The organism is Nocardia sp. NPDC050413, from assembly GCF_040655475.1.
Classification (GTDB): Bacteria; Actinomycetota; Actinomycetes; order Mycobacteriales; family Mycobacteriaceae; genus Nocardia; species Nocardia coubleae.
Window position 1 is genome coordinate 68,534 of sequence record NZ_JBFAJZ010000005.1, and the last position, 12,348, is coordinate 80,881.

General features: G+C 70.1%; 9 protein-coding genes. 3 read left to right on the top strand and 6 right to left on the bottom strand.

Annotated elements, in window-relative coordinates; genetic code table 11:
- Positions 1-95: 95 nt before the first annotated feature.
- Together AB0I19_RS14830 and AB0I19_RS14835 are read right to left on the bottom strand one after the other, a co-directional pair.
- The gene (locus AB0I19_RS14830) at positions 96-3,833 is read right to left on the bottom strand and encodes an AAA domain-containing protein (protein ID WP_357148742.1); all 3,738 of its coding nucleotides are present in this window, start codon (positions 3,831-3,833) and stop codon (positions 96-98) included.
- An 81-nt stretch (positions 3,834-3,914) separates the two neighbouring features.
- Positions 3,915-5,711 (bottom strand): DEAD/DEAH box helicase, encoded by a 1,797-nt coding sequence (locus AB0I19_RS14835; RefSeq protein ID WP_357148745.1) that lies wholly within the window; start codon positions 5,709-5,711, stop codon positions 3,915-3,917.
- A 62-nt stretch (positions 5,712-5,773) separates the two neighbouring features.
- Between AB0I19_RS14835 and AB0I19_RS14840 the strand changes: the two genes are divergently transcribed.
- Positions 5,774-6,631: a carbon-nitrogen hydrolase family protein gene (locus AB0I19_RS14840; protein ID WP_357148748.1), complete on the top strand. Its 858-nt coding sequence runs from the start codon at positions 5,774-5,776 to the stop codon at positions 6,629-6,631.
- 11 nt (positions 6,632-6,642) lie between these two features.
- Positions 6,643-7,263, top strand: a complete 621-nt coding sequence (locus AB0I19_RS14845) for a phosphoribosyltransferase family protein (RefSeq protein WP_357148750.1) — start codon at positions 6,643-6,645, stop codon at positions 7,261-7,263.
- Here the strand turns inward: AB0I19_RS14845 and AB0I19_RS14850 are convergent, their stop codons facing one another.
- Positions 7,264-8,442, bottom strand: a complete 1,179-nt coding sequence (locus AB0I19_RS14850) for an amino acid deaminase/aldolase (RefSeq protein ID WP_084456734.1) — start codon at positions 8,440-8,442, stop codon at positions 7,264-7,266. It abuts the gene before it with no gap.
- Positions 8,443-8,484: 42 nt separating this feature from the next.
- Positions 8,485-8,964 carry a TetR family transcriptional regulator gene (locus AB0I19_RS14855; protein ID WP_225278834.1) on the bottom strand — a complete coding sequence of 160 codons (480 nt, stop codon included), beginning with the start codon at positions 8,962-8,964 and terminating at the stop codon, positions 8,485-8,487.
- Positions 8,965-9,358: 394 nt separating this feature from the next.
- Here AB0I19_RS14855 and AB0I19_RS14860 point away from each other — a divergent pair, with 394 nt between their 5' ends.
- Positions 9,359-10,102 carry a tyrosine-protein phosphatase gene (locus AB0I19_RS14860; RefSeq protein ID WP_357148754.1) on the top strand — a complete coding sequence of 248 codons (744 nt, stop codon included), beginning with the start codon at positions 9,359-9,361 and terminating at the stop codon, positions 10,100-10,102.
- Position 10,103: 1 nt separating this feature from the next.
- Here the strand turns inward: AB0I19_RS14860 and AB0I19_RS14865 are convergent, their stop codons facing one another.
- Both AB0I19_RS14865 and AB0I19_RS14870 read right to left on the bottom strand, forming a co-directional pair.
- Positions 10,104-11,447: an AMP-binding protein gene (locus AB0I19_RS14865; RefSeq protein ID WP_357148756.1), complete on the bottom strand. Its 1,344-nt coding sequence runs from the start codon at positions 11,445-11,447 to the stop codon at positions 10,104-10,106.
- 50 nt (positions 11,448-11,497) lie between these two features.
- Positions 11,498-12,292 (bottom strand): enoyl-CoA hydratase/isomerase family protein, encoded by a 795-nt coding sequence (locus AB0I19_RS14870; RefSeq protein WP_357148759.1) that lies wholly within the window; start codon positions 12,290-12,292, stop codon positions 11,498-11,500.
- Positions 12,293-12,348 lie beyond the last annotated feature (56 nt).

Consider the following 12,348-nt stretch of genomic DNA (forward strand, 5'->3'; position numbering starts at 1 on the left):
TCGGATCGAGGCGTAGCACCATCGCAGCTCGCGGGTGAGTTGCCGATCGAGTTCGGGTGGCTGGACCGTGCGACGGGTGGTGTGCCGCCGAGTGGTCAACCGAGTTGGAGGAAGCCGCGCAGGGCGGCAAGTTCTTCCGGGGTGTCCGGGAGGTACTCGGTGAGCAGCGGCGAGCGGATGATGATCGCCTTCCACATCGCACGGCACAGGGTGGCGTGGATGACGGTGCGCGAGAGGAGAGCTCGCATACCGAAGGGGGCGTCGTCGGGGGTGGAGGTGGTCATCGACAGCACGACCACGGCGGCTTCACGGCCCCGGAAACGGTCGGGGGTGCCGACGAGGACGTCCTCGATCTTGGCGCGCGCCAGCAGGGTTCGGATGCGCGCCACCTGCGCGGCGTAGGGGGCGACCACGAAGACGTCGTGCGGGTGCAGTTTGCGGGTGCGTCCACCGGAGGTCCAGGTTTCGCCGAGCAGCGCGCGCACGCGGCGCACCACCTCGCGGGCCTCGGCATCGGATTCGGTCGCGCTGCCACGATGTTCGACGAACACCGTACTCACCCCGGGCGCGATCCCGGCGAGATCGCGGCCGAGGGTGACGGCCTCAACCGCCGTGAGCTTGCCGTCGTAGCAGCTCACCGACACCGGCGCGCAGACGGCGGGGTGCATCCGCCAGGTGCGGTCGAGGAAGTAGCCGTACTCCGGGGGCAAGGTGGCCGCGCCGTCGCACAGCCACTCCAGGGCCGAAACATGAATCGGCTCAGGGTGTTCGGCCTGGGCGAGTGCGGGCTCGGGATCGCCGACGAGCAGCAGATTGCGCGCGCTCACCGCGACGGCGACCGTGTCGGCCAGCGAGCATTCGCCCGCGTCGGCGATCACCAGCAGATCGAGCGAGCCGGGGGCGATGAGGGTCTCGTCGACGAAATCGGCTGTGGTGCCGCCGATCACGCACCCGTTCACCGCGTTGTCGAGGAATCGTGGATAGCGGCTGCCCTCGATCGCCGACCATTCGCGGCCCACCGACGCCACGTCTTTCTTCGCGACGAGTTCGGGCAGCAACCCGGCCTCCACGACCGCGTCGAAGATCCGCTCGATCACCTCGTGCGAGCGTGCGACCACCCCGATCCGCCACCGCTTGCGGGTGACGAGGCGCTCGATGGCGCGGGCCGTCGTCCCGGTCTTGCCGGTGCCGGGCGGTCCGTGCACAGCCAGGTAGGAGGCGTCGAGTGCGGCCGTCGCCTGGGCGATGGCGTGTGCGATATCGCCGTCGACCTGCGGTAACGGTGCGCCCTCGTGCAGGCGGGGCGGGCGCCGGAGCAGCAGGTCGTAGACCGCGTTCGCGGGCACGGACGGCAACGTCACCAGCAGGTCCTGGGCGGTGGCTTCCAGGGCCGCCTCGAGATCGGCCTCACCGTCGGGCGGGCCGGGGGCGATGGCGGCGGGGAGGTCGTCGTAGGGCGGGCAGCCTGCCGGGAGCAGCTCTTCCAGGCGCACGGTGTCGTCGAAATCGGCGTCCACCGCGCAGCCGAGGACGGTGGCCGTGGCGGTGGCGCGTCTGCCGAGCGTCTGCGTCATGCCCGCTGCCGCCGCACCGTCGTAGATGGTGATCATCTGGGTGCCGGGGGTCAGCGTGGCACCGGTGCCGAGGCGGCCGGTGAGGGTGAGGTAGCGGCGCATCGTCGGAAGCTGGGGTGTCCGATGCCATTTGGTGTCGACGGTGCCCCACTCGGCGACCAGCACGCCCGGTGCGTCGGCCCACTCGCCCACCGGGTGCCCGAGCCGGTCGATGTGCGCCCACCATCTGGGTTGCCGTTCACGCCGGTGATACCCGAGCACCGCGGCCGTGAGCGCGGCCGCCCGGGCCGCGTCGCCGTGTGCGTCGGCGGCGAATTCGGCGAGCGCGGCCTCCAGCGATCCCGTGCGCAGCGACGGCGGAATGTCGGTCTCGGCCACCGCGAACCGCGGTCCCGGCACCTCGATTCCCGCCTCGGCCGCCCGCTCGAGCAACCAGTCCCTGATCCCGAGCACGGTGGCCGCGCGACCGTGCGCGCCCGGCACCAGGGCGGCCAATCCGGCCACGTCGTAGGACTGCTCACCGATCAGCAATGCGGTCCGCACCACGGGGGCCAGGTCGACCAGTGCCCCGTCGGCAAGCAATTCGTCGAGCTGATCGGCTCCCACACCGAACCGCCCCGACCAGTCGAGCAGCGCCGTCCGCACCGCCGACCCGTAGTGATAGACCCGCACATCCGGATCCAGCGCCCGATACTCACCGATGATGTCGAGCAGTTCCTCGAGCACGTCCGGGCCGTACCCGTCCTGGGTGGACGGCCCGAGCTCACCGCCGTCGGTCCCTGAAGTTCCAAGCACTCCGGCGCCCCTCGCGAAAGCCCCGGGAGCGCCACCGTTCCCCTCGTAGGACCCCAGCCCGCCGCTCCTCGCGAATGATCCGTGGTCGCTCGCCTTCGCGTAGCGCGGGTCGGTCGACGCGATCGGCGAGGGGTCCGGGCGGAAGACGGTGGTTGTCGCGTCGGCGAGTTCTACCGAGGTGATGGTTCCTCGGTGGTCCAGGTCGATGAGCAGGGCCAGGTCGCCGGGGCGGGGGGCGGGCAGGGCGCCGAGGGCGGTGGCGTCGCGCACGGCGTAGGTGGGGGTGGCGGTGCGTTCGCGGGTGAGCTGGATGTCGGCTTGGCGGCGCAGTTCGGTGACCGTGCGCGGGGCGAGGCCGGGGACGGGGACGGTGGTGGCGGCGAGGCGGTCGATGGTGAGCACGCCGGCTTCGCGCAGCCGGGCACGCTGGGTGGGCCGAATCCCCGCTACCAGCAGCAAGTCCCGTGCGGTCGCAGCCGCAGCACGGCAGGTCGGGCACTGCCCACACGCCAGATAGCGCGGATCGCCCCATTGCACGGGCAGCAATTCGGTGAGCTTCTCCTCGACCACGCGCTCCACCCGCGCCCGTCGCGCCCGGTAGATCGGCTCGAGTTCCGCTGCGACCACGCCACGTTCACCGGTCGGCGTCGAAATTCGCGCCACGGGGTCGACATCCACCCCGGCCGCCGCCGATGCCTCGACGCACGCGGCTACTTCGACCCGAGCACACAGCTCCAGCCGAACCGGGTGGACGCCCACCGACCGCACCGACGCCGAAACCCGCTCGAACGGCGTCCGCCCCGCCGCGAGTTCACGCCGCAATACCCGATGGTCGTCGGCATCAACGAACCCCGCGGCACCAGAACGGGACTCAGCGAGCACGGGCGACACGCCACTGTCCGCGTCACGGTCAGCCTCGGCGCCCCCGTCCCAGCGCGACTCGCCATCCACGTCGCGGTCCTGCGCGTCGCCATTTCCACGTGAACGCCTGGGCAGGCCGATACCCGAATGCCCGCCGTCGTCATGCCGAGGCCCATCGCCCGGAGCCCCGACTCGCGCAGGTGCGACGGCACTGTGCACTACGTACCGCGCACCGTCGCGCACGAGAAGGTCTGCCTGGCAGATGAATCGACCGTCGAAGAAGACCGCACCGGCGATCGCCTCGGCACCGGCACGCAGAGCGTCGGTGGTGCGTGCGGCGGCTTCGGTGAGGGTGGTGGCGTCGACGGGATCGGGGGTGGGGATGCGGAGCAGCCGGTCACCGAAGTGCCGCAGCAACTCCGGGGAAACGTCGACGGCGCGCACGAGGTTCGCGGCGGCGTCGCGGGTGCCGGGGAGGTTGCCGAGGGCGGCGTCGACCGCGCGCAGCAGCGCGAACTCGCAGTCCGCCGCGCGCACGAGATCGCCGACAGCACCGATCACCCGATCACCGGAGACGAACAAACGCGGCCCTCCTGTGTTCACGCACACCCGACGGCAACACCTTAGCCAGCGCCGAGACAGCCCATGGAGCGACCCATGGACTTGTCTACGTGCGGTGGTGCGCTACGTGCGCGGCTTACGCCGTTCGGTACGCGGACGGGCCTCACGGTCACGCCGGGGACCACGAGCGTTGAGCCGCTGCGACGGCGGGCCCTGATCCGGCTGCAGCTGGATGAGCACACCACTGATCCTGGTGCGCCGCAACGCTTCCAGCGTTTCGTTCGGCAGGTTCGCGGGCAGCTCGACGAGGCTGTAGTCGGGCCGGATACTGATGTGCCCGAAGTCGCTGCGCCGCAGCCCACCCTCGTTGGCGATGGCGCCGACGATCGCGCCGGGCACCACCCGGTGCCGCTTGCCGACGCTGATCCGGTAGGTCGCCAGCTCCGCACCGCTCTCGCGGGAGAACGACGGCGGACGCGGTCCACGGTCCTCGTCGTCGAACTGGCGCGGGGCACGCTCGCGATCACGGTCGCGTTCGCGACGCGGCGCGGGCTCCGGCTCGGGCTCCATGAAGAAGTTGTCCCCGTCGTACCCCCCGACCGCCAGCGCGGCGGCGATATCGACCAGCGGGGTGTTGTGCTCGGCCTCGTAGTCCTCGATCAGCTTGCGGAACAGCTCGATCTTGTCCGAGGCCAGGTTCTCGGTGATGGAGTCACCGAACTTCGCGGCGCGGGTCGCGTTCACGTCGTCGACGCTCGGCAGCTGCATCTCGGTGAGCGGGTGCCGGGTGGCACGCTCGATCGCCTTGAGCAGATGACGTTCACGCGGCGCGACGAACAGCAGCGCCTGACCCGAGCGGCCCGCGCGACCGGTGCGGCCGATGCGGTGCACATACGACTCGGTGTCGTGCGGGATGTCGTAGTTCACGACATGCGAAATGCGGTCCACGTCGAGACCACGCGCGGCCACATCGGTGGCGACGAGGATGTCGAGCGCACCCGACTTCAGCTGACCGATGGTGCGTTCACGCTGGTTCTGCGCGATGTCACCGTTGATCGCGGCGGCGGAGAAACCGCGCGAGCGCAGCTTCTCGGCCAGTTCCTCGGTGGCTTGCTTGGTGCGCACGAAGATGATCATCGCCTCGAAGTCCTCGACCTCGAGGACACGGGTGAGCGCGTCGAGCTTGCGCTGGTGCGACACCTGCACATAGCGCTGGGTGATGTTGGTGTTGGTCGTGGTCTTGGACTTGACCGTGATCTCGACCGGGTCGTTGAGGTACTGCTTGGAGATCTTGCGGATCGCACCCGGCATGGTGGCCGAGAACAGGGCGACCTGCTTGTCGCGCGGAGTGTCGCGCAGGATGCGCTCGACGTCCTCCTGGAAGCCCATCTTGAGCATCTCGTCGGCCTCGTCGAGCACCAGGTAGCGCAGCTCGGTGAGATCGAGCGTGCCCTTCTCCAGGTGGTCGATGACGCGGCCGGGCGTACCGACGACCACATGCGCGCCGCGGCGCAGACCCGACAGCTGCACGCCGTAGCTCTGGCCGCCGTAGATCGGCAGCACGTGGAGACCGGGGATGTGCGAGGAGTACTTGCCGAACGCCTCGGCGACCTGGATCGCGAGTTCGCGGGTCGGCGCGAGCACCAGTGCGCTCGGCTTCTTCTGCGCGGTGTCCAGATTCATCAGGATCGGGATCGCGAATGCGGCGGTTTTGCCGGTGCCCGTCTGGGCCAGGCCGACGACGTCAGCGCCGGAGAGCAGTGGGGGAATCGTGGCCGCCTGGATCGGCGACGGCGACTCGTAGCCCACGTCGGCGATGGCCGCGAGGACACGGTCATCGATCCCGAGATCGGCGAAGGTCGGGCCGTTGTCGTGCCTGTCGTCGTCGGCAGGAACGCTGTCGACCTCATTTGTGTTCATTGACCACGAGTTTACTGCCTGGCGGTAGCTGATCGGGCCACCGGGTGAATACGGTGTGACCTATGCAGCTGCACAACGGGTCATCGCATCAGGAACACGCCGCGGCGACGGTGCCGATCGCGGTCGTCCAATTCGCCCCGCAGACCGACACGTCGGCCAACCTGGCCGCCTTGCGCGAACACGTGCGAACCGCTGCCGAATCGGGTGCGCGCGTCGTGGTCGCACCCGAATACTCGATGTTTGCGGTGACCCGTCTCGACGAGCGGGTGGTGGCCGCCGCCGAGCCGCTCGACGGGCCGTTCACCACCGGACTCGCCGCGCTCGCCGCTGAATTCGAGGTGCATCTGGTGGCCGGTGTCGTCGAATTGCCGACACCGGGCGCGGACCGGATCAGCAATACCCTCGTGGCGCACGGACCCGACGGATCGCGGCTCGCGCTCTACCGCAAAGTGCATCTCTACGACGCTTTCGGGCACCTGGAATCCGATGTCGTCGCGGCCGGCCCGCTGGTGGCGCCCGCCACATTCACCGTCGACGGTGTGATGTTCGGCATGCAGACCTGCTTCGATCTGCGTTTTCCGGAGGGATGTCGGCGTGTCGCGGCGGCGGGGGCGCACGTGCTGCTGCTGCCCGCGCAGTGGATTCCCGGCCCGGCGAAGGTCGATCAGTGGACCACGCTGCTGCGCGCGCGGGCCATCGAGAACACCGTGTACGTGGCGGCGGCCGATCAGTGCGCGCCGCTCGGGGCGGGCGCGTCGATGATCGTCGACCCGGCGGGCACCGTGCTCGCCGAACTCGGCGACGAGCCGGGAGTGCTCACCGCGTCGATCGACCCGGCCCACCTGGCCAGGGTGCGCACGGCCAACCCGAGCCTGTCGCTGCGCCGCTTCACAGTTTCGGCCGACGCCGCCGCGGAGTAGCGTTCGAAGCGATGGTGTACCCGGATCGCGCTGCGGCGGGCCGCGCTCTCGGCACGGCACTGGAACATCTGCGGGGCACGCACCCGCTGGTGCTCGGGTTGCCGCGCGGCGGTGTGCCGGTCGCGGCCGCCGTGGCCGACGCGATCGACGGGGAACTCGATGTGCTGCTGGTGCGCAAGCTGGGGCTCCCGCAGCATCCCGAACTGGCGATGGGTGCGCTCGGCGAGAACGACGTGCTGGTGCTCAACGAGGACGTGGTGGCACGCGGCCGGGTGAGCGAGGCGGCGTTCGCCGAGGTCGAGCGCGCGGAACGTGCCGAACTCGCCCGCAGGCGAACCCTGCTCCGCGACGGCGAACCGGTCTCCATGACCGACCGCACGGTGGTGATCGTCGACGACGGAATGGCCACCGGCGCCACCGTGGCCGCCGCCTGCCGCGTCGCCCGCGCACAGCAACCCGCCCGCTTGATCGTGGCGATGCCCGTCTCGGCCCCCGAGGCGGCCCACCGGGTCCGCCCCGAATGCGACGAGCTGGTCTGCCTCTGGACCCCCGACGACCTGGGCGGCGTCGGCGGCGCCTACCACGACTTCCACCAGCTCACCGACGACGAGGTCACCGACCTGCTGCGCTGATCAGCCGAAGCACTGGCCTTCGCCGCGGTAGGTGGGAACGGTTGTGCGGGTTCCCGATTCGTCGACGAGGTGGATTTCGGCGAAGCGTTCGCACAGTTCGCCCGCCTTGGCGTGGCGGAACCAGACGCGGTCGCCGATCTCGAGTTCGGATCCACCGGCGAGGGGGGTCTGTACCTCGCCCGCGCCCTCGGCGCCGAGCAGCTTCAGGCCCGCGGGCCAGACCGGCAGCGGTACCCGGCTGGGGCCGGTGGGTCCGGAGGCGATGTAGCCGCCCGCGAAGACGGTGGCGATGCTCGGGGTGGGTTTGCGCAGCACCGGCGTGGCGAAGAACAGGGCGGGGCGCGGGGTGAAGGAGCGGTAGTGGTCGAAGAGGGTCGGCACGTAGAGGCCGGAACCGGCGGTCACCTCGGTGACGTCGGGATCGCTGATCGAGACCTCGATCGAGCCGGTGCCGCCGCTGTTGACGATCTCGAGCGGCCCGGTCACCATGCGGACCGCGTCGAGCACCTGGGTGCGGCGGCGGGCGATCTCGGCGGCCGAGAGCCGCTTGACCACGCGCACGGCCGGGTTGTTGTCGGGCAGGCCCGCGATCTGCGCCTCGTAGGTCATCACGCCGACCACCTCGAAGCCGCGGGCGCGCGCCTGCGTCGCCAGGACGGCGGCCTCGCCGGGGGTGCGGATCGGGGAACGGCGCACACCCAGGTGCAGCGGGCCGATGCGCAGCGAGGCGTCGACATCGAGGCAGACGCGTGGGTGGACGGTGTCGGTGCCGAGGGCGGCGCGGGCCAGGTCGAGCTGGGCGACGTCGTCGATCATCAGGGTGATCGAGCGCAGCAGCGTCGGCGCGCCCGCCAGTTCGGCCAGCGCGGCACGGTCGAGGGTCGGATAGCCGAGCAGGATGTCGCGGGCGCCGAGGCGGGCCAGCCAGATGGCTTCGCGCAGGGAGTAGGCCATGATGCCCGCGAAGCCGTCGGCCGCGGTGAGGTCGGTGCCGAGGACCCGCTCGAGCACGGCCCGGCAGCGCACCGATTTGCTCGCCACCCGGATGGCGACGCCGTTCGCGCGGCGGCGCAGATCGGCGGCGTTGGCGTCGAGCCGGGACAGGTCCAGTGCCGCCAGCGGCGGGTCGAGGTCAGCGGTGGCGTCGTGCAGGTGGTGCAGCGCTGTTGTCTCGGTCACCCGTCTACTGAACCACCTATCTGGTCACTCGTCCAGTAAATCTCAGGCTTCGACGGCCTTGAGGGTGAGACAGCCGACGAGATCGTCGGTGACGACAAGGATGGTTTCGTCGTTGCCGTCGGCGAGCCAGCGCAGCACCGCGCCGTGGAAGACGGAGACGAGGTAGCTGGCGATGGAGTCGACCGGCTCGAGCCACTGGGTACCCGAGAGCTCGGCACACAGCTCGAGGAACTCGGTCGCCTCGGCATCCATCTCACGGAACATCACGATCGCGGACGGATCGCCCACGTTGTCACCGGGCTCGATCCACCGCTCGCGCAGGGTCCGCAGCGCGGTCTCGTAGGACCTGATGCTTTTCGCCGGGGCGGCCTTCACCACCGGCCAATACGCACTGAGCCCCGCATGGAGGCAGATTCGCAGTGCCCGCAGCCCGGCGGTATCCGAACTCGCCGCGGCTGCTTCCACGGCCCGGCGAACGACGGGTCGCAAGGATGTTTCGGTTAGTTCACGACTGGCGCTCAACGACAACTCCTCGGCAACAAATTTCGCTGCCCGCGGCGATGCGAGCTGGTCGGGAAGGGTCCTCATCGAGGTTAACCACATCCCGCAAGCACGATCTTAGAAGGTTTTCTAGATTCACGAACTGGTTCAGCCATCCTTTTCAGACTGAAAGATTGTTTTGTTACCCGAATGCGACCTTGATAAAAACCGACCATACGGCTCGATTTTGTTTTCGCGCTCGAATAGCCGCCCCCGCTGAAATCGCTTACTGGTCGATGGTACAAGTCGTGGTAGCCGCACTCACGTTCCTGTGGGTGAGCCCACACGTGTCGCGCGGGGAAACGCGCGTCACACACTTCGTGACCGATCGGCCGACTCTGCCAACGCCCGGTCGAACCGCCGATAACCTGGACGGGTGACTCTCTCGCCTCGCGCCGACCAGTTCGCCCTCAGCGGCACCTTCAATTTCCGCGATGTGGGCGGGCTGCGCACCGTCGACGGCGGCACCGTCCGCCCCGGCGTGCTCCTGCGCTCGGCGCAGCTCAGCGGTCTCGACGATCAAGGTCTCGCCACACTCGGCGAGCTGCGGGTCACCGATGTGCACGATCTGCGCGGCCCGGTCGAGATCGACCACATCGGCCACGACACCCTGCCCGAGGACGTTCGCCTGCACGTCACCCCGTTCGACTCGCGGATGGAAGAAGCCCCGCCGCACGAGGCGGCGACCGTCAGCGCGTACGCGCACATGGTCGAGGTGTACCGGCAGTTCCCGCTGCTGCCCGAGGCGGGCGAGGCCATCACCCGGCTGGCCGGCTCGATCGTCGACGGCGAGGGCGCCGTGCTCGTGCACTGCGCGGCGGGCAAGGACCGCACCGGCTGGGCGGTGGCGACCGTGCTGCGCGCGGTCGGCGTGCACGAGGACGACATCTACACCGACTTCCTGGCCAGCAATGCGGCGGTGGAACCCCTGCGCGTCCTGCTGGAACCGAAGATCGGCGGTGGCGAGGCACTGTCGGTCGACATCCTCGGCGTGCGCGAGGAGTACCTGCGCACCGCCGATGCCACCGTGCGCGAACGCTACGGCGACATCGAGGGCTACCTGACCGAGATCGGCCTCACGGGCGACCTGCGCGCGGCGTTGCGCGCCAAGCTGGTGTGAGTCAGCCGGCCGGTTCGGCGTAGACCAGGCCGTCGGTGTCGATGCGGACGAAATCGCCCGTGTGGAACCAGGTTCCGCTGAACCGGGCGACAGTGGCGGCGGGGTTGTTCCAGTAGCGGCGGCTGACATTCGGTCCGCGACAGAGCAGTTCGCCGCGACCCTGGCGAGCCTGCGGGCCCGACAGCGCCAATTCCGTTCCACCGAAGGCGAACCCGAGCGCCGCCTCGGTGCGATCGGTGTCGTCGACGAGCAGGCCGATGCCGCTGGTCTCGGTGGCGCCCCACACCGACCACTGCCGCGCGTCGGGGAACAGTGCGCGCAAGGCGGCGGTGAGCGGGGCCGAGGCGGGGGCGGCGGCGCGTTCGGAGCGGTGACAGGCCTTGCTCACGCGCCGCACACCCGCGCCGGAGCGTCGCTCGGCGAAGGCGGGCAGCAGGTCGGCGAAGATGCGCGGGGTGGCCGAGACCGTGTCGATCCGCTCGCTGACCAGCACGTCGGCCAGGCTGCGTGCGCCCGGCGCGAGGACGACGGTTCCGCCGACAGCGAAGGTCGGCAGCAACTGGTCGACGCACCCGCTGGCGTGGGCCAGCGGCAGCAGCACCAGATTGCGTACTCCGTCGCCGGGCAGACCGAGCGCGCCGACCATCGACGACACCGCCGACAAGAGGTTCTCGTTGGTTAGCTCGACCCCGGCGGGCACCGGACCGCGCGCGGCGGCGCCGGTGTAGCAGAGCAGGGCCGGATCGCCCAGCGCCGCACCGTCATCGATGTAGGCGGTGCTGTCGGGCAGTGGCCCGTCGGGGCCGAGCACGAAGTCGGCGCGGCTGTCGGCGATCACGCGGGCCGTCAGGTCGGCGCCGAGCCCGTCGGGGATCAGGACCGGTACCGCACCGGAGAGCAGGGCGCCGAGGAACGCCTGCACCCACCGCGCGCCCGTCGGCATGTGCACCGCGACCCGGTCGCCGTAGCCGATGCCGTGCCCCTGCAGGCCGCCCGCGATGCGCGAAGCGCTGTGCCACAGCTCCCGATAGGTCAGGCGTGGGCCGCCGACCTCGACGACGGCCTCCCGATTCGTGAAGGAGTGAACGCGCAGGTCGAGCAGTTCGGTGAGCGCGGGATGCAGGTCGCCGTAGCGGAGCACGCCGTCGGGGCCGCGCCGCAGTTGTCCGCAACCCAGCACACCGGAGCCGACCGGGGACGACCGGAACGCCCGGAAATCGGGACCGCTCGTGATCGGCACCCGAGCCTCGGGGCCGGGCCCTCGCTCCGGCGCGGCACCGTCCGAGCGTGCGGTCGTGTCCGGTTCCGGCTGACCCATCAAGACCTCCACGTACTCGCCCGGCATGCATCTCCGACTATATGACGTGGATCACATTTCTGTCAGCCGCTCGGGATTCACTCGCCCTTGTAGGTCGCCTTACCTGGGCCGACATCGAGGAAACTGCGAACGGCACCGCGCAGGTCGGCGGTCTCGAACAGGGCGCCCGACACCTCCGGCGTCACCGAATCCGCGTGTGCCACACCGCCGGAACGCCATGCCTCGATGATCTGCTTGGTCGCGGCGTGCGCGCGGGTCGGTCCGTCGGCGAGGCGGGTGACCAGCGCGCGGGCAGCGGTGTCGACGTCGTCGTGGACGGCGTTGACCACGCCCCAGTCGGCCATGGTCGCGGCGTCGTAGAGATCGCCGGTCATCACGAACTCGCGGGCCCGGCCCGATCCGGCCCGCTCGGCCAGCCGCTGCGGGCCACCCATCGACGGGGTCAGGCCGACCACCGTCTCCACCAGCCCGAACTTCGCCTTCGGCGCGGCCAGGATGATGTCGCAGGCCAGCGACATCTCGAAGGCGGCGGTGAGGGTGAGCCCGTGCGCGGCGAACACCACCGGGCACGGCAGGGCCTCGAGCGGATGGATGATCAGGTCGAACAGTTCGCGCCACAGTTGCGCGCCCTGCTCGGCGCTTCGCCCCTCGAAGACGTGCACGTCGACACCGCCGGAGACCACTTTTCCCTCGGCACGGATGAGCACGGCGCGCGGCGGCTGCGCGGTGAGCGCGGCGAGATCGGCGATCAGGGCGTCGATCAGGGGCCGGTCGAAGAGGTTGAGCGGCGGATGATCGATGGTGATCGTGGCGATCTCGGCACCGGCTTCGGTGAACTCGCGCGTCAGTCGGGTCGGGTTCGTTTCACTCATCCGGTCAGCGTAGAACCCGGGCACCGGTCGTGGGAGTGGAGAGCGTGCCCACATCG

What these genes read in the sequence shown, in the direction of transcription:
- AB0I19_RS14835 (WP_357148745.1), bottom strand. Translation starts at nt 5,711, where the DNA reads ATGAACACAAATGAGGTCGACAGCGTTCCTGCCGACGACGACAGGCAC.
- AB0I19_RS14840 (WP_357148748.1), top strand. Translation starts at nt 5,774, where the DNA reads ATGCAGCTGCACAACGGGTCATCGCATCAGGAACACGCCGCGGCGACG.
- AB0I19_RS14845 (WP_357148750.1), top strand. Translation starts at nt 6,643, where the DNA reads ATGGTGTACCCGGATCGCGCTGCGGCGGGCCGCGCTCTCGGCACGGCA.
- AB0I19_RS14865 (WP_357148756.1), bottom strand. Translation starts at nt 11,447, where the DNA reads ATGCCGGGCGAGTACGTGGAGGTCTTGATGGGTCAGCCGGAACCGGAC.
- AB0I19_RS14870 (WP_357148759.1), bottom strand. Translation starts at nt 12,292, where the DNA reads ATGAGTGAAACGAACCCGACCCGACTGACGCGCGAGTTCACCGAAGCC.